We start from the raw sequence: 20,740 nt of genomic DNA, 5'->3' as shown, positions 1-20,740 counted from the left end.
GTCTTCATTTTACTAGAAAATAGGGGAAAATTCAACTTTTTTACTGTCAATTTGTTTTTACAATGATGTAAACGAAATTGACAGTTTAGTAAAGTGTTAATTCCTTACAAACATAGAGGATAGACTAACATTTTCAACTAGAAAGTGCTATAATGATAGGGATAACGATTAAGGAGAAGAGTATGACAAAACCCATCATTTTGACAGGAGATAGACCGACAGGAAAACTCCATATCGGCCACTATGTTGGTTCTTTAAAAAATCGCGTCTTGTTGCAAAATAAAGACGAGTATAATATGTTTGTTTTCCTAGCAGACCAGCAAGCTTTGACAGACCATGCAAAAGATCCAAAAACGATTGTAGAATCTATTGGTAATGTTGCTTTGGATTATCTGGCAGCTGGACTAGATCCTGAAAAAGTTACGATTTTCATTCAAAGTCAGATTCCTGAATTAGCGGAATTAACCATGTATTACATGAATCTAGTATCTTTGGCGCGACTTGAAAGAAACCCAACTGTAAAAACCGAGATTTCTCAAAAAGGTTTTGGTGAGAGTATTCCAACAGGATTTTTGGTATACCCTATTTCACAAGCAGCCGATATCACAGCATTTAAAGCGAATTTTGTTCCAGTAGGAAATGATCAAAAGCCAATGATTGAGCAAACCCGTGAGATTGTTCGTTCCTTTAATCATGCTTACAACACAGATACTTTGGTGGAACCGGAAGGGATTTATCCTGAAAATGAAGCAGCAGGGCGCTTACCTGGTTTAGACGGAAATGCTAAAATGTCTAAATCGTTGAATAATGGCATTTACCTAGCTGATGATGCAGATACTTTAAAGAAAAAAGTGATGAGTATGTATACTGATCCTGATCATATTAAAGTAGAGGATCCAGGAAAAATCGAAGGCAATATGGTGTTTCATTACCTGAATGTATTTGGCCGTCCAGAAGATGCAGCTGAAATTGCAGAAATGAAAGAACATTATCAACGTGGTGGACTTGGTGATGTAAAGACCAAACGATATCTTTTAGAAATTTTAGATCGTGAATTAAGACCGATTCGTGAAAGACGCCTTGAGTTTGCAAAGGATATGGGTGAGGTCTACTCTATTCTTGAAAAAGGAAGTGAGCGCGCTCGAAATGTAGCAGCTCAAACACTAGATGAAGTAAAATCTGCGATGGGAATTACCTATTTTAAAAAATAAAACGACTTCATTAATAGCGAACATTTCTTACTGTTCATTGATAATTTACCAATAAATGATTGACAAATTGCGATAGAATGGTATGATATTAACAATAAAAATTCGAGCCTTGCTCAAATAAAAAGAAAAGAGGATCCAGCTAATGTCTAATTGGGACACAAAGTTTTTAAAAAAAGGGTTTACATTCGATGACGTGCTTTTGATTCCAGCGGAAAGTCACGTATTGCCTAATGATGCAGATTTAAGTACACAATTAGCAAGTAATTTACGCTTGAATATCCCAATCATTACTGCTGCTATGGATACAGTGACTGAAAGTCAAATGGCAATTGCTATGGCACGTGCTGGTGGACTTGGTGTGATCCATAAAAACATGTCAATTGAGCAACAGGCAGATGAAGTACGCAAAGTAAAACGTTCTGAAAATGGGGTTATTATTGATCCGTTCTATTTGACTCCGTCTCATACAATTGCAGAAGCAGATGAGTTGATGGGACGATACCGAATCAGTGGTGTCCCTGTTGTTGAAACACTTGAAAATCGTAAATTAGTTGGTATCCTTACAAACCGGGATTTGCGTTTTATTTCTGATTACAATCAACCCATTTCAAATCATATGACAAGTGAAAATTTGGTGACTGCACCGGTTGGAACTGATTTGGAAACAGCTGAACGCATTCTACAAGAGCATCGTATTGAAAAATTACCATTGGTAGATGAAAATGGTCGTCTTTCTGGCTTGATTACAATCAAAGATATTGAAAAAGTTATTGAGTTCCCAAATGCGGCTAAGGATGAATTTGGTCGTTTGCTTGTGGCTGGTGCCGTAGGGGTTACTTCAGATACTTTTGAACGTGCAGAAGCTCTTTTTGAAGCTGGTGCAGACGCAATTGTCATTGATACTGCTCATGGACATTCTGCGGGTGTTCTTCGTAAGATTGCAGAAATTCGTGCTCACTTCCCAGATCGTACCTTGATTGCAGGAAATATTGCAACTGCTGAAGGTGCTCGTGCATTATTTGATGCAGGGGTAGACGTAGTTAAGGTCGGAATTGGTCCAGGATCAATCTGTACAACTCGTGTTGTTGCAGGGGTTGGTGTTCCTCAAGTGACTGCTATTTATGACGCAGCCGCTGTAGCTCGTGAATATGGAAAAACGATCATTGCTGATGGTGGTATCAAGTATTCAGGAGATATTGTCAAAGCACTCGCAGCTGGTGGAAACGCGGTTATGCTTGGCTCAATGCTTGCAGGTACAGATGAAGCACCAGGTGAAACAGAAATCTTCCAAGGTCGTAAATTTAAAACATACCGTGGTATGGGATCTATTGCAGCAATGAAGAAAGGTTCTAGCGACCGTTACTTCCAAGGATCTGTCAATGAAGCCAATAAATTGGTCCCTGAAGGAATTGAAGGACGCGTTGCTTATAAAGGTTCTGTAGCAGATATGGTCTTCCAAATGATCGGTGGTATCCGTTCAGGTATGGGTTATGTTGGTGCAGCAACCATTCAAGATTTACATGATCATGCACAATTTGTCGAAATGAGCGGTGCCGGATTGAAAGAAAGCCATCCTCATGATGTGCAAATTACAAACGAGGCTCCTAACTACTCGGCACAATAAATTTACACATTTGTAAACAAAAATAACAGCATCTTGACAGTATTGTCAAGATGCTGTTTTGATATGACCGGCTTGAACAGTGAAAATTTTCAACTCTTCAGGTAGTTCTTTTAAATGATCGAGAGTGGTCGTTGTAATAAATGTTTGAATATTATTAGAGATGGTTTCAAGTAGTTGAAGTTGACGATAATTGTCAAGTTCGCTCATGACATCGTCAAGTAGTAAAATCGGCTTTTCTCTTGTGATTTCTTCCATTAATTCAATTTCTGCTAATTTTAGAGAGAGAACAACACTTCGATGCTGGCCTTGACTACCAAAGGTAGCATTCATATTATTGATAAAAAAAGCCAAATCATCCCTGTGAGGCCCAATACTTGTTGTTTTCCTAAAAATATCCTTCTGACGGTTTTTTTCCAACATAGAGAGAAACTGCTCTTCTATATCATTTCCTTCTTCAGAAAAAACAGTTGACTGATATTGAATCGATAGGTCTTCTTTGTTGTCAGAAAGTCGAGTGTGTTTTTCTTTTGCTTTAGCTTCTAATTTTTTAATAAACTCAAGCCGATGATGGATGACGCGACTTCCAAAATTAGCTAGTTGTGAATCTAAGACCTCCAAAAATGTAGCATCAATTTTTTCTGAATTTTTTAGATAACTGTTTCTTTGTTTCAGTACATGGTTGTATTGAGATAAGTCGGATAAATAGAGAGGTTTCATCTGACCTAATTCAATGTCAATAAACTTTCGACGTCCTGCAGGTGATCCTTTGATCAGTTGCAAATCTTCGGGTGCGAAAAGGACAACATTCATATGGCCAATATAGTTCGATAATTTGGCTTGTTTCAAATGATTTACCTTAGTTATCCGACCTTTTGGTGTTAAGGAAATTTCTAATGGAAGGGGACCAGTTTCTCTTTGTAATTGACCAGAAACTTTAAAATCGGTGGATTCAAAATAGATGAGATCTCTATCATTTCGTGTTCGATGACTTCTGGTTAAAGCTAGAAAATAAATTGATTCGAGAATATTGGTCTTTCCTTGAGCATTTTGACCTAGGAAAATATTTAATCCAGGATGAAACTCGACTTCAAGTTCTTGATAATTACGAAAATGTTGAATGGATAACTGTTTTAACCACATTAGGAGATACCAGGAAAGCGAATTGCTTTTTCTTTTTTGTTAGTCTTTTTCGGTTGTTTCTTTTGTTGTTGATTGAGTTGCTTGACAAGTTTAGCAACACGTTCCTTTTCTTCCTTTTCTTTAAGATGCTCTTCTATTTCTTCTTGAGAAGGTTCAAGAATGGTGATAGTCATGTTCAGTTCAGGAATGTCAATTTGATCATTGACACGAAGTTTACGGCCTCTCCGTTGTTCTAATTCACCATTAACAAAGACTTCTTTTTCTTGAAGAAAGGCTTTGATTGCACCACCACTCTGTATAATACCGAGTTCTTTTAAGATTGCTTGTAATGTAATAAAGTCATCAAATAATTTGTAATTCATAGTTCACCTCTTTGCGTGTTATTATACCATATTTTTAGTTTTTCTAGGGTAGAGAATGTTGAGTGATTTGAGGAGTTTTTTCACAGTTTGAATTAGGATTTTAGTGTGATTTCGTGTTATAATGAAAGTTACTATTGAGTAGAACGAGGATGAAAATGGAATTAGTAAAGGGCGTGAATCTTCACTTTCTTCAATCAAAAAAATTTAAAACCAATAAAATTAAGGTCCGTTTTTCATCGCCATTAGATGAAAATACCGTGGCTGCGCGTGTTTTAGTAGCCTGTATGATGGAAACTGCAAATCAAAAATATCCAACTTCACAATTATTCCGTGAAAAATTAGCGAGTCTATACGGGGTAGAATTGTCAACCTCAGTCTCTAAGAGGGGGCGTGTTCATTATGTTGATTTGAATATTTCCTTTGTGCGCGATGACTTTTTGAGTAAGAAAAATGTTCTTACTGATGAGGTTTTGGACATTATAGAAACTATCTTCTTTTCACCTTTGGTAGTAGAAGATCACTTTGACAGTGATACATTTGACGTTGAAAAGAAAAATACGATTTCCGATTTGGAGTCAGAAATTGAAGAGCCTTATTATTATGCACATGGGCAATTGAATCAACTATTTTTTGAAGACGAAACAATCGGGATGTCAAGATTGGGGAAAGTTGATTTAGTGAGACAAGAGACAGCTCAAAGTTCTCTTGAACAGTTTCATCAGATGCTCCAATTAGATAACATTGACTTCTTTTTCATAGGTGACTTTAATGAGGTCGCTATTGTGGATCGAGTGAACCAGTTTGAATTCAAGCCACGTGATAACAATTTGTCTGTCACCTATCAACAACCTTTTACAAATGTTGTAAGAGAAAAGTTAGAGCAAAAACAAAACCAACAATCTATTTTAGAATTAGGTTACCATTTTTCTACCCAGTATGGAGAATCTCTCCATATCCCTCTAGTTGTATTAAATGGGATGCTGGGAGCTTTCTCGCATTCGAGACTTTTTCAAATAATTCGTGAGAAAGAAGGCCTTGCTTATACAATCTCAAGCCATTTTGATATTTTTACAGGCTTCATGAGAGTTTTTGCAGGCATTGATAAGGAATCTCGTACGAAAGTAATGACCTTGATTATGAGACAGTTGAATGATTTAAAACGAGGCAAGTTTACAGAGTCAGAGCTTCAATTGACAAAAGAAATGTTGGTGAATACGACCTTATTAGCACAGGATCGGCAAAACACCTTGATTGAAAGGGAATATTTGAAAACGATCCTAGGAAAGAAAGTCCTTTCTTTAGAAGAGTGGTTAGAGTCCATCGATAAGGTTAGTAGAGAAGAAATTATTGAAGTGGCAAAAACAATTAATTTACAGTCTGTTTATTTTATGGAAGGAAAGTAGTGTAAAGATTGAAAATTAAAGAAAAATATTATGAATCAGTTGGTGAGCAAGTATACTTTACACGCTTGTCAAATGGGTTGACTATTCATTTAATTCCCAAAGAAGATTATTATGAAACCTATGGAATAATCACAACTAAGTTTGGCTCAGTGGATACACGAATTTTAGTGAATGGTGATGAAAGGCAATATCCTGCAGGAATTGCTCATTTCCTAGAACACAAAGTATTTGAAGATGAAAATAGTCAAGATTATTTAAAAAAATTCGTTCATTTAGGATCGGAAAGTAATGCCTTTACAAGCTTTACAAAGACAAGTTATCTTTTCTCAACAACTTCAAGGGTCCCTGAAAATATTCAATTGTTATTGGAGATGGTTTCAAAGGCTTCCTTTACAGAAAAATCTGTATCAAAGGAAAGAGAAATCATTCAACAAGAAATTGGAATGTACCAAGATAGTCCAGACTATCGATTATTTTTTGGTGCTTTAGAAAATTTATATCCTGGAACACCGTTAGCAGATGATATTGCTGGAACCAGGGAGTCTATTTCTGGTATTACAATAGATAATCTCCGTGAAAACTTTGATCTATTCTATCATCCCTCTCAAATGCACTTATTAGTGATCGGAAACTTTGATGTTGATGAAGTATTGCAAGTAGTAAAGAAATATGATCTGACTTCTCCTCGTCCTTCTGTTGAGTTAGAACGTTTTCCTGTAGAAAAAAATGAAGTAAGATTGAATCAATCTTGTAGAATGGAAGTTGCTACTCCTAAGTTGGCAATTGGAATTCGAGGAAATGATATCATTAAGGAAGAGGAAAAATTTCGTTATAAATTGATGTTGAAATTACTGTTTTCGATGATGTTTGGTTGGACTTCGCAACGGTTTCAAAGTTTATATGAAGCTGGGAAGATTGACAACTCATTGACACTTGAAGTCGAGGTTGAGGAATTATTTCATTTCGTTATTTTGACAATGGATACTCAAGAACCGGTGTCCCTATCTCATCAATTTAGGTCAGCAATCAAACAATTTGAGAAGGATCCAGATGTCAATCAGGAACATTTGGATACGATTAAAAGCGAAATGTTTGGTGATTTCTTACAAGGTTTAAATTCGCTTGAGTATAGTGCCACTCAGTTTGAATATTTTTCAGACGGTAGCACTTCTTATGATCTTCCAAAGATTTTACAAGGTATTAGTTTACAAGATATCATCAAATTAGGGCGTCAGTTCATCGACCAGGCTGAGATGGTTGACTATATGATTTTTCAAAAGTAGTAAACAATGTATCAAGAAGGGAAAACATGAAGAAGAGAACGATTGGTCAAGTGTTAAGACTGTCAAGAGTAAATTTACACTTAAGTTTACAGGATGTGTCAAATAAAACAGCCATTGGAATTCCTTATATAGAAGCGTTGGAAAACGATGAGTTTGATCTATTACCGAGTCCCTTTTACGCTCAGATCTATCTTAAAAAGTTAGCATGGGCTTTGGGATTAGATGAGTCCATCCTATTGACAGCTTTTCGTGAAGGAAAAGAATTGTTATTTGATGAAGAAATACTTGTAGATGACGAAGAGCTTCATTCAAGAAAATTAAGACAGAAAGCGAGCTGGTTACCAATCCTGTATTATCTACTAGTGAGTTTTGCCATCCTTGGCTTTGTGATTTATATCGTATATTTTTATGAGTTTACAGCATCTGTAAAATAGATGTAAAGATAGTTTATTTTTTGGAGGAAGTATGAAAAAAGAAAATATTCCTAATGCATTGACATTAATTCGGGTTGTAATGATTCCTATTTTTATTGCTATTTTAAGTTTAAGTCACTCTTACTTAGGACATATTGTAGCGGCAGTTATTTTTGCAATTGCTAGTATTACAGATTATTTAGATGGCTTTCTTGCACGTAAATGGAATGTAGTGAGTAATTTTGGTAAATTTGCCGATCCAATGGCAGATAAATTATTGGTCATGTCAGCCTTTATCATGATGATTGAATTAAAAATGGTTCCTGCTTGGATTGCAGCCGTTATCATTTGTCGTGAGTTAGCTGTTACTGGTTTGCGTCTTCTACTTGTTGAGACAGGTGGTACAGTTCTTGCTGCAGCCATGCCAGGAAAAATTAAAACCTTTAGCCAAATGTTTGCCATTATCTTTTTGCTTTGCCATTGGACACTTCCAGGGCAAGTGTTGCTTTATATTGCATTGATTTTCACAATTTATTCTGGTTACGACTACTTTAAGGGAAGTAGCTATCTCTTTAAAGACACATTTAAATAAATGAAACAGATGATTGAGCTAAAAAATGTATCCTTTCGATACGATAAAACAGTAGAAGAGTATCAAATTGACACGGTTTCGTTTCACGTGAAACAAGGAGAGTGGCTTTCGATTGTTGGACACAATGGTAGTGGGAAATCTACAGTTGTACGCCTGATTGATGGTCTTTTGGAAGCTGAGTCTGGTGAGATTTACATTGATGGAAAAAAACTGACTCGTGAAACTATATGGGAAATCCGTAGTAAAATTGGGATTGTATTTCAGAATCCTGATAACCAATTTGTTGGTGCGACAGTAGAAGATGATGTTGCCTTTGGTTTAGAAAATCAAGGAATTCCACGGGAAGAAATGCTTCAACGAGTGGAGAAGGCTATTGAGCAAGTTGGTATGCTGGAGTTTAAAGATCGCGAACCATCTCGTTTGTCAGGTGGTCAAAAGCAACGGGTGGCCATAGCAGGTATTATCGCCTTGAGACCAACTATTATTATCCTTGATGAAGCAACTAGTATGTTAGATCCAGAAGGCAGAGAGGATCTAATGGCGGTAATGAGAGAACTTCAGAAAAAATTTCAATTAACAATTATCTCCATTACCCATGATTTAACCGAAATTGCCTTAAGTGATCGAACACTGGTGTTTCAAAAAGGAAAACTAGAGTCTTCTATGACGCCGCGGGAATTGTTTTCAAGAAATGACCTTAATGAGATTGGACTAGATAAGCCTTTTAGTAAGCAGGTTCAAGAATCTCTCAGCTCGCATTTTCCGCTAAAACAGGATTATCTAACAGAAAGTGAGTTATTAGACCAACTATGGGAATCTCTTTAAAGAATGTCTATTATACTTATCAAGAGGGAAGTCCTTTTGAAGGGCAGGCGCTTTCTGATATTAGTTTGGAAATAAAAGATGGATCTTATACAGCCATCATCGGGCATACTGGTAGTGGCAAGTCTACTTTGTTGCAATTACTAAATGGTTTACTGCGTCCGACTAAAGGAACGATTCAATTTGAAGATTTTGTTTTAGATAATCATTCTGAGCCAAAAGAAATGAAGTACCTGAGAAAAAAAGTCGGTTTGGTTTTTCAATTTCCAGAAAGTCAGCTATTTGCGGAAACTGTTCTAGCTGATGTAGCCTTTGGACCACAAAATTTTGGGGTACCTAAGGACAAAGCGGAGGAAATAGCCAAAGAAAAATTAGCGATCGTTGGTTTAGAAGAGTCTATCTATGATAAAAGTCCATTTGAACTATCTGGTGGACAAATGAGACGGGTTGCGATCGCGGGTATTTTAGCTATTGAACCAGAGATTTTAGTATTGGACGAGCCAACAGCAGGGCTAGATCCTGCTGGAAGAAAGGAATTGATGGCGCTGTTTGAAACATTACATAAAAATGGGATGACTCTAGTTCTGGTAACTCATACGATGGATGATGTAGCAAATTTTGCTGATACCGTATTTGCTTTAGAAGCGGGAAAACTTGTCCTAAACGGATCCCCAGGGGAAGTGTTTCAACAGGTTGAGTATTTACAAAAACTTCAATTAGGAGTCCCACAAATTACGAATTTTGCTCTTCAATTGAAACGAAGAGGACTTCCTCTGGACAGACTACCAATCAAAATTGAGGAACTAAAGGAGCTGTTACTTCATGAATAATATGATTTTAGGAAGGTATATTCCTGGAAACTCCATTATCCACCAACTAGATCCTCGTGGGAAGTTGCTCTCAATGTTTTTATTCATATTTCTTCTGTTTTGGGCAAATAATATCCAGACAAATGTTCTTCTCTTTGGTTTTATTTTTGTTTTAATGTATCTAACGAGGATTTCGGTTAGTTTTTATATTAAAGGTTTAAAATCAATGATTTTTATCATTGCTTTTACAACCATTTTTCAATTATTTGCGACCTCTCAAGGAACTATTTTGTACCAATGGTGGTTTTTTAAATTAACCGACCAAGGATTGATGCAAGCCGCCATCATATTTTGTAGATTTATTTTAATCATTTTTTATTCGACGATTTTAACCGTGACGACGACACCATTGAGTTTAGCAGATGCTGTTGAAAAGATCCTTACCCCACTAAAAATTATTAAGGTTCCGGCTCATGAGATTGGGTTAATGCTATCTATGAGTTTGCGCTTTGTTCCAACCTTAGTAGATGATACGAATCGAATCATGAATGCGCAAAGGGCACGTGGTGTTGATTTTGGTGAGGGAAATCTATTAAAAAGGATCCGTTCCTTTATTCCGATCCTCATTCCTCTATTTGCTTCTAGTTTTAAACGCGCAGATGCATTAGCAATTGCGATGGAAGCGAGAGGGTACAAAGGCGGTGAGGGACGAACACGCTATCGGACTCTGCAGTGGGGAGTAAAAGATACCCTGGCATTGCTCGTTATTCTGTGCCTCATGTTGATAGTTTTTTATCTAAAAAATGGATAGAGCTAGTTGTATTGGTTCAAAAATAAGGAAAAAGCGCTATACAAAGCGCTTTTTACATTAAATTCACATATTCTTGTAACATTTGTAATATATTCTACAATAAACTGTAACATTTTGTGTGTATGATAGAATTATGTTCGAAAGGAGAATAGAATTCATGAACAGTAAAAAGTTCCAATGGACAGTCACTTCCCTACTTTCAGCAGCATCACTTTTCATTTCAGGTATTGCTACAGTGAATGCTGAAACTTACGAAGTGAAGTCTGGAGATACTCTATCAAAAATTGCACTAGAAAATAACACTTCAGTAGAAAATATTATTGCATCTAACAATCTGACCAATGAAGATTTGATCTATGCAGGACAAATTATTGAGTTAGGTGAGCGTTCAAAATCTATGATTGATAAAGTTGCTCCACAAGAGCAAGCAAAACCTGCTGAAAGTGCACCTACAGCAACTGCAACAGCACAAACTGCTCAAAAACAAACAACTTATGCAGCAAATGCTGCAGTGACTTCTGCACAATCAACAAATGGTGGAATTGTTCTATCAAATGGGAATACTGCTGGAGAACAAGGATCTTATGCAGCTGCTCGTATGGCTGAAATGACTGGTGTACCTGCTTCTACTTGGGAAGCAATTATTGCCCGTGAATCAAATGGTCAAGTAAATGCAGCAAATGCTTCTGGTGCCAGTGGCTTGTTCCAAACAATGCCAGGTTGGGGTTCAACTGCAACAGTTGATGATCAAATCCAGGCTGCATACAATGCATATAGCTCACAAGGTTTGTCAGCTTGGGGTTATTAAAAAAATAGGTTTACAATTTGTAAACCTATTTTTTTAATGTCTCAAGAATGTCAAGTGGAGAGTGACAAATAAAATCTGGTGAGTAAAGAAGTAGCTCATCAAGATCTCCAAATCCCCAAGTGACGGCCATGGTTTTTATGCCAACTGCTTGACCTCCAATGAGGTCAAATTTTGTGTCTCCAATAATCACTGTCTCCTCTTTTGGAAGGTCATTGATTGACAAGGCGTATCGAATGACATCGGCTTTGTGGATACGATCTGAATTTGATCCATAAATTCCTTTAAAGTATTTAGCGATACCTAAATCTTGACACATCTGTAAAGCAACTGGTTCATGTTTTGAAGTGGTTACATAAAGAGGAATGTTTTCGTCATGTAATGCTTTCAAAGCTTCTACTATCTGAGGAAACAGAGTTGATTTGTATTGACCTTTTTCATGATAATACTGGCGATAGATAGTTACGGCTTGATCTACCAAAGTTTCAGGAAGGGTAGCTTCAAAACTAGAAATCAAAGGTGGTCCCATAAAACTACGGATGGTTTTGAGATCGGGTTGAGGAACCTTCAAAGTATCGAATGTATGTTGAAAACTCTCTGTAATTCCCTTGGAACTGTCAACTAATGTTCCGTCTAAGTCAAAAAATAAGGCTTGCATGCTATTCTCCAAATATCTCTTTTTGTAATCTACGTCCGGTTGGTGTTGCTGCCAATCCTCCTTCAGCTGTTTCTCTAAAGGCAGTCGGAAGACTAGATCCAACTTGGTACATGGCGTCAATCACTTCATCAACAGGTATTTTTGATTCAATACCTGCTAAGGCCATATCAGCAGCAATGAAGGCATAGCTGGCTCCCATTGCGTTTCGTTTGACACATGGAACTTCCACGAGTCCTGCTACTGGATCACAAATGAGACCAAGCATGTTTTTGATGACAAAACAGACTGCCTGACTCGCTTGATAAGGAGTTCCCCCAGCAGCTAGTGTCAATGCTGCCGCACTCATAGCTGAAGCAGAACCAACTTCTGCTTGACAACCACCTTCTGCACCTGAAATAGAAGCATTATTTGCGATGACTAAACCAAAAGCTCCAGCTGTCAGTAGAAAATCTAATTGTTGCTGACGGTTTAACCCTAATTTTTGGGTAGCTGCAGTGAGAACTGCGGGGAGGCAGCCAGCAGATCCTGCAGTGGGTGTTGCGCAGACCAGTCCCATCTTAGCATTGTGTTCGTTGACAGCAATAGCATTCTTCGCTGCGGTTAGGACGGTCAAGTCAGATAACGTTTTTCCTGATTTGATATAGCGATCTAATTTTGCGGCATCCCCACCAGTTAACCCACTACGAGAGTGGTTTTCATTTAACCCTAACTTTACAGAATCAATCATCACTTCTAAATTACGGGTCATTAATCGTAGGACTTCTTCTCGTTCACGACCAGTTAGTTCAAATTCAGTTGCAATCATTAACTCTGCGACGTTTCCTTGGTATTGCGTGCTTGCTTGTTCTACGAGGTCTACAATTGAATAAAACATATGAACTCCTTATTTGAAAAAGTTGACATTATGAAGATGAGGAATTTTACGGATATCTTCGATCGCTGCTTCACAACTCCTTGAGTCAACTTCTATAATCATAATCGCTTTTTCTCCAGCTTTTTCCCGTGTTACATTCATTTGTGCAATATTAATATCATAGCGAGAAAGAGCTTCTGTCACATGAGCGATCATTCCGGGGACGTCCTGGTGAACAATGATAATGGTTGGAGTATTCATATTTAGCGAGATAGCAAAGCCATTTAACTCAGTAACCTGTATGTTCCCACCACCAATTGAGATTCCAGTGACAGAAATCGTTTTATGATCATTTTTAACAGTAATAGTCGTTGTGTTTGGGTGAGGAGCATTGCTTTCTTTTTGAATAGACCAAACAATCCGAATGCCTCGTTCATGTGCAATTTTTAGACTATCTGGGATTCTAGGATCATCTGTGTCCATTCCTAAGATGCCCGCTACTAAGGCTAAATCTGTTCCATGACCACGATAGGTTTTGGCGAAGGAATTAAATAATTGGAACTCAACTTCTTTTGGTTCCTCTCCAAAGATAGAAGAAACAATTTTACCAATTCGAACAGCACCTGCAGTGTGACTACTGGATGGGCCGATCATCACAGGTCCAATAATATCAAAAACTGATTGGAATTTTAAAGAGTTCATGCTCTGCTCCTTTGTGATCACTTTACTTCATTATATCAGATATGGCTGATGATTTCTCCTATTTTTCCCGAAATATCTGAGAAATCTTAAAGGGGGCTTAAAGCATTTATATTATCCTGGATTTTTAGTATTTCTAACATCTGACTGAAATATTTGACACATTATTTCAATAAATATGAAATATTTCTTGTGTAGTATAGAGGTATACCAATAAAGGAGTACATAATAATGAATAAAAAACAAATGATGAAACGAATTATTGGACTTAGTTTACTTGCAGGACTTTTCCTTCCAATTGTAGCGAATGCAGATTCTTATACTGTAAAATCAGGTGATACTTTATCAGCTATTGCTAAAGAGAAGAACACAACGGTTGATGCAATTGCTAAGAAAAATAAGATTAGTAACGTGAATCTCATCTCAGTTGGTCAAGTTCTTGAGATTGAAGATGCAAATACAACGCAGAAAACCACGGAGCAAGCTCCTGCTAGTAAAACGGATACTACACAAGCAACAACTACTGTCTCTGCTTCAGATGACTTGAGTGCGGAAGATGCAGCTGCTAAGGAATGGATTGCCCAAAAAGAGTCAAGTGGTAGTTATACAGCACAAAATGGCCAATATTATGGTCGTTACCAATTGACTATCACTTATTTGAATGGTGATTTATCACCTGCAAACCAAGAAAAAGTGGCCAATCAATATGTTATCAACCGTTATGGATCATGGTCAGCAGCTAAAAATTTCTGGTTGGCAAATGGCTGGTATTAAATTCGTTTAAAAAGAGTTCTTGAATAGGACTCTTTTTAAATTTACAGACTTGTAAACCCATCGATCCTGATCAACAAAAAGAATAGTAAGATGCTTGTTTTCTACTATAAAGCGTGTTAAAATGGTAACTGCTCAAAACGACCTTCAATCGTTGAAGCAAACCACGACCTTCAATCGTGAGAAACGAAAAGATGGGAGAAATCTATGAGTGATAACTCGAAAACACGTGTTGTTGTTGGTATGAGTGGTGGTGTGGATTCATCTGTAACAGCTTTATTATTAAAGCAACAGGGTTACGATGTCATCGGCATCTTCATGAAAAACTGGGACGACACAGACGAAAATGGCGTCTGTACAGCTACAGAAGATTACAAAGATGTAGCAGCGGTTGCAGACCAAATTGGCATTCCTTACTATTCTGTCAACTTTGAGAAAGAATACTGGGATCGTGTCTTTGAATATTTCCTTGCCGAATACCGAGCTGGTCGAACACCAAATCCGGATGTCATGTGTAATAAGGAAATCAAATTTAAGGCCTTTTTAGATTATGCTATGACACTCGGTGCAGATTATGTAGCGACAGGGCACTATGCGCGTGTAGCGCGTGATGAAGATGGCATTGTTCATATGTTACGCGGCGTTGACAACGGGAAGGACCAAACTTATTTCTTAAGCCAGCTGTCACAAGAACAACTTCAAAAAACCATGTTCCCATTGGGACATTTGGAAAAGCCAGAGGTTCGTCGTCTAGCTGAAGAAGCTGGATTAGCAACAGCTAAAAAGAAAGACTCAACTGGGATTTGCTTTATCGGAGAAAAGAATTTCAAAGAATTTCTAGGGAACTACCTTCCTGCCCAACCAGGTCGAATGATGACCATCGATGGACGAGATATGGGTGAACATGCTGGTTTGATGTATTACACAATCGGTCAACGGGGTGGACTTGGAATTGGTGGCCAACAAGGTGGAGACAATGCTCCATGGTTTGTAGTTGGGAAAGACCTCAGTCAAAATATTCTTTATGTCGGTCAAGGCTTCTATCATGAAGCATTGATGTCAACAAGTTTACAGGCTAGTCAAGTTCACTTTACACGAGATATGCCAGAAGAGTTTACATTAGAGTGTACAGCTAAGTTCCGCTATCGTCAGCCTGACTCCAAGGTGACTGTACACGTTAAAGGTGACAAGGCAGAAGTGATTTTCGCAGAACCTCAACGAGCCATTACACCAGGACAAGCTGTTGTCTTTTACGACGGTGAAGAGTGTCTAGGCGGTGGCTTGATTGACAATGCTTATCGGGATGGAAAAGTTTGTCAGTATATTTAAATTGACAAATTTTCTCAATTTGCTACAATAATAAAAGCAATAGAAATGATGGTCAAAGCTCATGGATGTTGCAGGCTTTTTTGTCCTGCACTTCTCAGAGTTTTGACTATTTTTGTGTGATTTCGAAAGGAAGTAAAATGAGGCAACAGGATTTTCGGACGAAAATAGGTTCTACTGTTTTTGGCGTGAGAGCGACTGCTTTGATTGTAAAAGATAATCGCTTGTTCGTCATAGAAGATGAGGACGGCTGTTATACAATCGGAGGTGCTATTCAAGTCAATGAAACTACAGAAGATGCTGTAGTTCGGGAAGTCAAAGAGGAACTTGGTGTCACATCTACAGCAGGGCCGTTAGCTTTCGTGGTTGAAAATCACTTTGAACAAGCTGGAATCCACTACCATAACATTGAATTTCATTATTTGGTGGACTTGCTAGAAGATGCACCTTTGGTCATGCAGGAAGATACAAAGCAATTACCTTGCCGTTGGATTGCTTTAGATGATTTACATACTGTTGACCTGAAACCAGCCTTTTTAAAATCGGCCCTACCAGAATGGGACGGAAAATTACGACACATCCATCTTGAAAAATAGGAGAAAAAATGACTTATAATTTTATTGAAGAATACGATATCATTGTAATCGGTGCGGGGCATGCGGGAGTAGAAGCCTCTCTAGCTGCTAGCCGTATGGGTTGTAAGGTCTTACTTGCGACTATTAACATTGAAATGCTGGCTTTTATGCCTTGTAATCCCTCTATCGGTGGTTCTGCTAAGGGGATTGTCGTGCGTGAAGTCGATGCCCTCGGTGGAGAAATGGCGAAAAATATCGACAAGACCTACATCCAAATGAAAATGCTCAATACTGGTAAAGGTCCTGCGGTTCGTGCACTTCGGGCTCAAGCAGATAAAGAACTTTACTCAAAAGAAATGCGGAAAACAGTTGAAAACCAAGAAAACCTTACCCTTCGTCAGACCATGATTGATGAGATTTTGGTGGAAAATGGCAAGGTTGTAGGTGTTCGTACAGCGACTCACCAAGAGTATGGGGCGAAGGCTGTTATTGTCACTACTGGGACAGCTTTACGCGGAGAAATTATCATTGGAGATCTCAAGTATTCATCAGGACCTAATCATAGTCTAGCTTCTATCAATTTGGCCGATAATCTCAAACAGCTAGGATTAGAAATTGGACGTTTCAAAACAGGGACACCACCTCGTGTAAAGGCGTCGTCAATTAATTATGACGAAACGGAAATTCAACCCGGAGATGAAGCTCCAAATCATTTTTCTTATACATCGCGTGATGAAGATTATGTAAAGGATCAAGTTCCTTGTTGGTTGACTTACACGAATGGGCATAGCCATGAAATTATCCAGAATAATTTACACCGGGCACCTATGTTTACAGGGGTTGTAAAGGGAGTAGGTCCTCGCTATTGTCCGTCCATTGAGGATAAAATTGTCCGTTTTGCTGACAAAGAACGTCATCAACTATTCTTAGAACCAGAGGGACGAAACACAGAAGAAGTCTATGTTCAAGGGCTGTCAACAAGTTTACCAGAGGATGTTCAGCGGGATCTCGTCCATTCTATTAAGGGACTTGAGAAGGCTGAAATGATGCGTACGGGTTATGCAATTGAGTATGATATGGTCTTGCCTCATCAATTGCGCGCAACTTTGGAAACCAAGAAAATTTCAGGTCTCTTTACAGCTGGCCAAACCAATGGAACGTCTGGCTATGAGGAGGCTGCTGGTCAAGGGATTATTGCAGGGATCAATGCAGCTCTAAAAATCCAAGGAAAACCGGAACTCATTTTGAAACGCAGTGATGGTTATATTGGGGTCATGATCGATGATTTGGTAACAAAGGGAACGATCGAACCGTATCGTTTGTTAACAAGCCGTGCAGAATACCGTCTGATTTTGCGTCATGATAATGCCGATATGCGCTTGACAGAAATGGGACGAGCAATTGGATTGGTAGATGATGAACGTTGGCAACGTTTCGAAACCAAGAAGTATCAGTTTGAAAACGAGATGAAGCGTTTAGATAGCATTAAGTTAAAGCCTGTAAAGGAAACCAATGAAAAGGTTGCTGCAATGGGCTTTAAACCATTGACAGATGCTGTCACTGCTAAAGAATTCTTGCGACGACCAGAAGTCTCTTACCAAGATGTGGTAGAATTTATCGGTCCTGCAGCTGAAGAACTGGATGATAAAATCATTGAATTGATTGAAACTGAAATTAAATATGAAGGCTATATTTCAAAAGCAATGGACCAAGTCGAAAAAATGAAGCGTATGGAAGAAAAACGAATTCCTGCGAATATTGACTGGGATGATATTGACTCCATCGCAACCGAAGCGCGTCAAAAATTTAAATTAATTAATCCAGAAACGATTGGTCAAGCAAGTCGTATCTCAGGTGTCAATCCAGCGGATATCTCTATTTTAATGGTTTACTTGGAAGGTAAATCTCGGAGTATCTCCAAAAACAAAGCAAACCACTAATAAAATGGGGCTGAGATGATGTTTCAGCCTCAATTTTATGGATTGAAATCTGTTGTTAATATTTACACAGTTGTAAACATTGTTTACAAAGTAGTGAAGCGGAGGAAGAGCTTTTTACGGGTCAATCTTCTCTGTAATATAGAGAGAAACCTCGCTTTTTACCTCTATTTATGGTATAATTCCGAGAAGAGGTTTATGATGAAAAAATTTCGTTTATCGTTCATCCATTATGTGTTAATTGGTTTTATCTCATTTGCAATTTTAGCAATTTTTTTAAGAATCTTTGGCAAAGGCTATGTAACTCTCATTGCAATTTTTATAGTCTTAGCTGTATTGATTGCTTTATTTGAATATCAGTTACAAATTTCAGAGTTAGATGAATTAGAACAAATACAATATGTTAACCATCAGGCAGAAAGCGGATTAGCATCTCTTCTTGATAAAATGCCTGTTGGAGTTATTAAAATTAATGAAGAGTCAAATGAAGTAGAGTGGTTCAACCCTTATGCTGAATTGATTTTTTCAACAGATGATGGGGACTTTGATGTTGAATCATTGAAAAAGTTACTCAATACTTTGTTTGAGGATAAAGGTCATTATGTCACTGTAGCCGATAAGAAATATTCCGTTTACTTTGATCAGACGTCTAGTGTTGTTTACTTTTTTGATGTTTCAAGTGAGTATGAAGCAACTGTGGGATTGGTGACAACTCGTCCCGTTATCGGTATTATTTCTGTTGATAACTATGATGATCTAGAAGATGTCATTTCAGACTCTGATATTAGCAATATCAATAGTTTTATTGCCAACTTTGTAGAAGAGTTTACAGCTCATTACCATATGTTTTACAGACGTGTGGGGATGGATCGTTTCTATTTGTTTACAGACTACACGGTCTTAGAACAGTTGATGGAATCAAAATTTTCAGTCATCGATCAATTCCGTGAAGAAGCTAAAAATCGTGAGCTACCTATTACCTTAAGTATGGGATTCTCTTACGGTGACGGGGAGCATGATGAGATTGGTAAAGTGGCTCTCTTGAACCTAAACCTTGCGGAAGTTCGTGGTGGGGATCAAGCGGTTGTCAAAGAAAATGATGAACAGAAAAACCCTATTTTCTTTGGTGGGGGAACAGCTTCGGCTGTGAAGCGGACTCGGACTCGCACACGCGCTATGATGACAGCTATTTCGGATAAGATTAAATCCGTTGATCAAGTTTTCATTGTTGGGCATAGAAACTTGGATATGGACGCTTTAGGAGCGTCTGTGGGAATGCAGTTTTTCTCTAGCAATATTTTGGCTTCCTCTTATGTGGTCTATGACCCGCATGCAATGGCTAGTGATATTTCAAGAGCAATTGCGAAACTAGAAGAAGAGCAGGTAACGAAAATCCTTCCCCTAGAGGAAGCCATGCAAATGGTGACGGATCGCTCTTTGTTAATTATGGTTGACCATTCTAAGACAGCTTTGACCCTTTCTAAAGAATTTTATCAGAAATTTCAACAGATTATTGTCATTGACCATCACCGTCGGGATGATGATTTCCCTGAAAATGTTCTGATCACCTATATTGAAAGTGGAGCAAGTAGCGCGAGCGAATTGGTTAGTGAACTTATTCAGTTCCAGAAGTCGAAGAAAAATCGGTTGACGAAGATTCAAGCTAGTGTCTTGATGGCTGGGATCATGCTGGATACTAAGAACTTCTCCGCACGTGTTACAAGTCGGACCTTTGATGTGGCGAGTTACCTTCGCTCAAGAGGTAGTGATAGTGTAGCCATCCAGGAGATCTCTGCGATTCAGTTTGATGAGTATCGTGAAGTGAACGAACTGATCTTGACTGGTGAAAAGATTTTGCCACATATCATCGTAGCTTGTGCCAATACGACTAAAGCCTATGATTCAGTAACTATTAGTAAAGCAGCTGATAGTATGCTAGCCATGTCTGAGGTGGAAGCAACCTTTGTCATTGCTTGTAATCAAAGTGGGACTGTCTCTATTTCTGCACGAAGTCGAAGCAAAGTCAATGTACAGCGTATCATGGAACAGCTTGGCGGAGGAGGTCATTTCAATTCGGCAGCTTCTCAAATTGAGGGTCAAGATTTGATGAGTATTCGTCAACAACTGATTGAGACGATTGAAAACGAAGTAACTATTGAAAAGGAGAATGTAGAATGAAAGTTATTTTCTTAGCGGATGTAAAAGGTAAAGGTAAAAAAGGCGAAATTAAAGAAGTGCCTACTGGTTATGCACAAAACTTTTTGATCAAGAAAAATCTTGCGAAAGAAGCCAATGCCCAAGCAATCGGTGAACTTCGTGGAAAGCAAAAGTCAGAAGAAAAAGCGCATGCTGAATTGTTAGCGGAAGCGCAAAAGATTAAAGCGAAATTAGAAGAAGAAGCAACAGTTGTTCAATTCACTGAAAAAATTGGGCCAGATGGCCGTACTTTCGGCTCTATTACCAATAAAAAGATTGCAGAAGAGCTTGAGAAACAATTTGGCATTAAAATTGATAAACGTCATATCCAAGTTTCCTCTCCAATTCGTTCAACAGGTTTGATTGACGTCCCTGTAAAAATTTATCAAGATGTTACAGGTGTGATTAATATTCGTGTAAACGAAGGGTAAACACGATCGATAGAAAGGT

At 38.1% G+C, this 20,740-nt stretch carries 21 protein-coding genes; 16 read left to right on the top strand and 5 right to left on the bottom strand.

What is annotated here, in order from left to right; translation table 11 throughout:
- The first annotated feature begins 182 nt into the window (after positions 1-182).
- Both trpS and guaB read left to right on the top strand, forming a co-directional pair.
- Positions 183-1,211: a tryptophan--tRNA ligase gene (gene trpS, locus NMM13_RS09505; protein ID WP_129824951.1), complete on the top strand. Its 1,029-nt coding sequence runs from the start codon at positions 183-185 to the stop codon at positions 1,209-1,211.
- Between the two features lie 142 nt (positions 1,212-1,353).
- Entirely contained in the window at positions 1,354-2,835 is a 1,482-nt protein-coding gene (gene guaB, locus NMM13_RS09500; RefSeq protein WP_003009220.1) for an IMP dehydrogenase, read from the top strand.
- 45 nt (positions 2,836-2,880) lie between these two features.
- Here the strand turns inward: guaB and recF are convergent, their stop codons facing one another.
- Positions 2,881-3,975 carry a DNA replication/repair protein RecF gene (recF, locus tag NMM13_RS09495; protein ID WP_254728704.1) on the bottom strand — a complete coding sequence of 365 codons (1,095 nt, stop codon included), beginning with the start codon at positions 3,973-3,975 and terminating at the stop codon, positions 2,881-2,883.
- Positions 3,975-4,337: a S4 domain-containing protein YaaA gene (gene yaaA, locus NMM13_RS09490; RefSeq protein ID WP_254728702.1), complete on the bottom strand. Its 363-nt coding sequence runs from the start codon at positions 4,335-4,337 to the stop codon at positions 3,975-3,977. Before yaaA ends, recF begins: the two co-directional genes overlap by 1 nt.
- A 155-nt stretch (positions 4,338-4,492) precedes the next feature.
- On the opposite strand from yaaA, the gene NMM13_RS09485 reads away from it, so the two are divergent.
- The 8 genes from NMM13_RS09485 to NMM13_RS09450 all read left to right on the top strand — a co-directional run bounded on the left by NMM13_RS09485 (position 4,493) and on the right by NMM13_RS09450 (position 11,278).
- Positions 4,493-5,740, top strand: a complete 1,248-nt coding sequence (locus NMM13_RS09485) for a pitrilysin family protein (protein ID WP_049522633.1) — start codon at positions 4,493-4,495, stop codon at positions 5,738-5,740.
- An 8-nt stretch (positions 5,741-5,748) separates the two neighbouring features.
- On the top strand, positions 5,749-7,023 hold the full coding sequence (locus tag NMM13_RS09480; protein ID WP_254728700.1) for a pitrilysin family protein: 1,275 nt from the start codon (positions 5,749-5,751) through the stop codon (positions 7,021-7,023).
- Positions 7,024-7,049: 26 nt separating this feature from the next.
- Positions 7,050-7,457 carry a helix-turn-helix domain-containing protein gene (locus tag NMM13_RS09475; RefSeq protein WP_003002050.1) on the top strand — a complete coding sequence of 136 codons (408 nt, stop codon included), beginning with the start codon at positions 7,050-7,052 and terminating at the stop codon, positions 7,455-7,457.
- A 31-nt stretch (positions 7,458-7,488) separates the two neighbouring features.
- On the top strand, positions 7,489-8,028 hold the full coding sequence (pgsA, locus tag NMM13_RS09470) for a CDP-diacylglycerol--glycerol-3-phosphate 3-phosphatidyltransferase (RefSeq protein ID WP_003009208.1): 540 nt from the start codon (positions 7,489-7,491) through the stop codon (positions 8,026-8,028).
- Complete coding sequence (locus NMM13_RS09465; protein ID WP_049471770.1) at positions 8,029-8,853, top strand: energy-coupling factor ABC transporter ATP-binding protein; 825 nt, start codon at positions 8,029-8,031, stop codon at positions 8,851-8,853. It begins immediately after the preceding gene.
- Complete coding sequence (locus NMM13_RS09460) at positions 8,838-9,680, top strand: energy-coupling factor transporter ATPase (protein WP_049471771.1); 843 nt, start codon at positions 8,838-8,840, stop codon at positions 9,678-9,680. Before NMM13_RS09465 ends, NMM13_RS09460 begins: the two co-directional genes overlap by 16 nt.
- A complete protein-coding gene (locus NMM13_RS09455) occupies positions 9,673-10,470 on the top strand; it encodes an energy-coupling factor transporter transmembrane protein EcfT (protein ID WP_024054768.1) in 798 nt (265 codons plus the stop codon). Before NMM13_RS09460 ends, NMM13_RS09455 begins: the two co-directional genes overlap by 8 nt.
- Before the next feature lie 157 nt (positions 10,471-10,627).
- On the top strand, positions 10,628-11,278 hold the full coding sequence (locus NMM13_RS09450; RefSeq protein WP_003002250.1) for a LysM peptidoglycan-binding domain-containing protein: 651 nt from the start codon (positions 10,628-10,630) through the stop codon (positions 11,276-11,278).
- A gap of 25 nt (positions 11,279-11,303) precedes the next feature.
- Here the strand turns inward: NMM13_RS09450 and NMM13_RS09445 are convergent, their stop codons facing one another.
- From NMM13_RS09445 to sdaAB, 3 genes are read right to left on the bottom strand one after another with little or no spacing between them, the layout of a single operon-like run.
- Positions 11,304-11,933: an HAD hydrolase-like protein gene (locus tag NMM13_RS09445; protein WP_070589885.1), complete on the bottom strand. Its 630-nt coding sequence runs from the start codon at positions 11,931-11,933 to the stop codon at positions 11,304-11,306.
- Position 11,934: 1 nt separating this feature from the next.
- Positions 11,935-12,807 carry an L-serine ammonia-lyase, iron-sulfur-dependent, subunit alpha gene (gene sdaAA, locus NMM13_RS09440; protein ID WP_045760056.1) on the bottom strand — a complete coding sequence of 291 codons (873 nt, stop codon included), beginning with the start codon at positions 12,805-12,807 and terminating at the stop codon, positions 11,935-11,937.
- A gap of 9 nt (positions 12,808-12,816) precedes the next feature.
- Positions 12,817-13,488 carry an L-serine ammonia-lyase, iron-sulfur-dependent subunit beta gene (gene sdaAB, locus NMM13_RS09435; protein WP_003002135.1) on the bottom strand — a complete coding sequence of 224 codons (672 nt, stop codon included), beginning with the start codon at positions 13,486-13,488 and terminating at the stop codon, positions 12,817-12,819.
- Between the two features lie 228 nt (positions 13,489-13,716).
- On the opposite strand from sdaAB, the gene NMM13_RS09430 reads away from it, so the two are divergent.
- The 6 genes from NMM13_RS09430 (at position 13,717) to rplI (ending at position 20,721) form a co-directional block, all read left to right on the top strand.
- Positions 13,717-14,259, top strand: a complete 543-nt coding sequence (locus tag NMM13_RS09430; protein ID WP_254728698.1) for a LysM peptidoglycan-binding domain-containing protein — start codon at positions 13,717-13,719, stop codon at positions 14,257-14,259.
- Positions 14,260-14,463: 204 nt separating this feature from the next.
- A complete protein-coding gene (mnmA, locus tag NMM13_RS09425) occupies positions 14,464-15,585 on the top strand; it encodes a tRNA 2-thiouridine(34) synthase MnmA (protein ID WP_023919979.1) in 1,122 nt (373 codons plus the stop codon).
- A gap of 137 nt (positions 15,586-15,722) precedes the next feature.
- Complete coding sequence (locus NMM13_RS09420) at positions 15,723-16,178, top strand: NUDIX hydrolase (RefSeq protein WP_021154145.1); 456 nt, start codon at positions 15,723-15,725, stop codon at positions 16,176-16,178.
- A gap of 8 nt (positions 16,179-16,186) precedes the next feature.
- Complete coding sequence (gene mnmG / locus NMM13_RS09415; RefSeq protein WP_061455868.1) at positions 16,187-18,097, top strand: tRNA uridine-5-carboxymethylaminomethyl(34) synthesis enzyme MnmG; 1,911 nt, start codon at positions 16,187-16,189, stop codon at positions 18,095-18,097.
- Between the two features lie 195 nt (positions 18,098-18,292).
- On the top strand, positions 18,293-20,272 hold the full coding sequence (locus NMM13_RS09410; RefSeq protein ID WP_254728696.1) for a DHH family phosphoesterase: 1,980 nt from the start codon (positions 18,293-18,295) through the stop codon (positions 20,270-20,272).
- On the top strand, positions 20,269-20,721 hold the full coding sequence (gene rplI / locus NMM13_RS09405) for a 50S ribosomal protein L9 (RefSeq protein ID WP_003002156.1): 453 nt from the start codon (positions 20,269-20,271) through the stop codon (positions 20,719-20,721). Before NMM13_RS09410 ends, rplI begins: the two co-directional genes overlap by 4 nt.
- Positions 20,722-20,740: the final 19 nt, after the last annotated feature.

This window comes from Streptococcus sp. CF8_St5-11 (assembly GCF_024295625.1).
GTDB lineage: Bacteria > Bacillota > Bacilli > Lactobacillales > Streptococcaceae > Streptococcus.
The sequence above is the reverse complement of the archived record's forward strand: the minus strand, read 5'-3'. Positions and strand labels throughout refer to the sequence as shown.

What these genes read in the sequence shown, in the direction of transcription:
- trpS (WP_129824951.1), top strand. Translation starts at nt 183, where the DNA reads ATGACAAAACCCATCATTTTGACAGGAGATAGACCGACAGGAAAACTC.
- guaB (WP_003009220.1), top strand. Translation starts at nt 1,354, where the DNA reads ATGTCTAATTGGGACACAAAGTTTTTAAAAAAAGGGTTTACATTCGAT.
- recF (WP_254728704.1), bottom strand. Translation starts at nt 3,975, where the DNA reads ATGTGGTTAAAACAGTTATCCATTCAACATTTTCGTAATTATCAAGAA.
- yaaA (WP_254728702.1), bottom strand. Translation starts at nt 4,337, where the DNA reads ATGAATTACAAATTATTTGATGACTTTATTACATTACAAGCAATCTTA.
- NMM13_RS09485 (WP_049522633.1), top strand. Translation starts at nt 4,493, where the DNA reads ATGGAATTAGTAAAGGGCGTGAATCTTCACTTTCTTCAATCAAAAAAA.
- NMM13_RS09475 (WP_003002050.1), top strand. Translation starts at nt 7,050, where the DNA reads ATGAAGAAGAGAACGATTGGTCAAGTGTTAAGACTGTCAAGAGTAAAT.
- pgsA (WP_003009208.1), top strand. Translation starts at nt 7,489, where the DNA reads ATGAAAAAAGAAAATATTCCTAATGCATTGACATTAATTCGGGTTGTA.
- NMM13_RS09465 (WP_049471770.1), top strand. Translation starts at nt 8,029, where the DNA reads ATGAAACAGATGATTGAGCTAAAAAATGTATCCTTTCGATACGATAAA.
- NMM13_RS09460 (WP_049471771.1), top strand. Translation starts at nt 8,838, where the DNA reads ATGGGAATCTCTTTAAAGAATGTCTATTATACTTATCAAGAGGGAAGT.
- NMM13_RS09455 (WP_024054768.1), top strand. Translation starts at nt 9,673, where the DNA reads ATGAATAATATGATTTTAGGAAGGTATATTCCTGGAAACTCCATTATC.
- NMM13_RS09450 (WP_003002250.1), top strand. Translation starts at nt 10,628, where the DNA reads ATGAACAGTAAAAAGTTCCAATGGACAGTCACTTCCCTACTTTCAGCA.
- NMM13_RS09445 (WP_070589885.1), bottom strand. Translation starts at nt 11,933, where the DNA reads ATGCAAGCCTTATTTTTTGACTTAGACGGAACATTAGTTGACAGTTCC.
- sdaAA (WP_045760056.1), bottom strand. Translation starts at nt 12,807, where the DNA reads ATGTTTTATTCAATTGTAGACCTCGTAGAACAAGCAAGCACGCAATAC.
- sdaAB (WP_003002135.1), bottom strand. Translation starts at nt 13,488, where the DNA reads ATGAACTCTTTAAAATTCCAATCAGTTTTTGATATTATTGGACCTGTG.
- NMM13_RS09430 (WP_254728698.1), top strand. Translation starts at nt 13,717, where the DNA reads ATGAATAAAAAACAAATGATGAAACGAATTATTGGACTTAGTTTACTT.
- mnmA (WP_023919979.1), top strand. Translation starts at nt 14,464, where the DNA reads ATGAGTGATAACTCGAAAACACGTGTTGTTGTTGGTATGAGTGGTGGT.
- NMM13_RS09420 (WP_021154145.1), top strand. Translation starts at nt 15,723, where the DNA reads ATGAGGCAACAGGATTTTCGGACGAAAATAGGTTCTACTGTTTTTGGC.
- mnmG (WP_061455868.1), top strand. Translation starts at nt 16,187, where the DNA reads ATGACTTATAATTTTATTGAAGAATACGATATCATTGTAATCGGTGCG.
- NMM13_RS09410 (WP_254728696.1), top strand. Translation starts at nt 18,293, where the DNA reads ATGATGAAAAAATTTCGTTTATCGTTCATCCATTATGTGTTAATTGGT.
- rplI (WP_003002156.1), top strand. Translation starts at nt 20,269, where the DNA reads ATGAAAGTTATTTTCTTAGCGGATGTAAAAGGTAAAGGTAAAAAAGGC.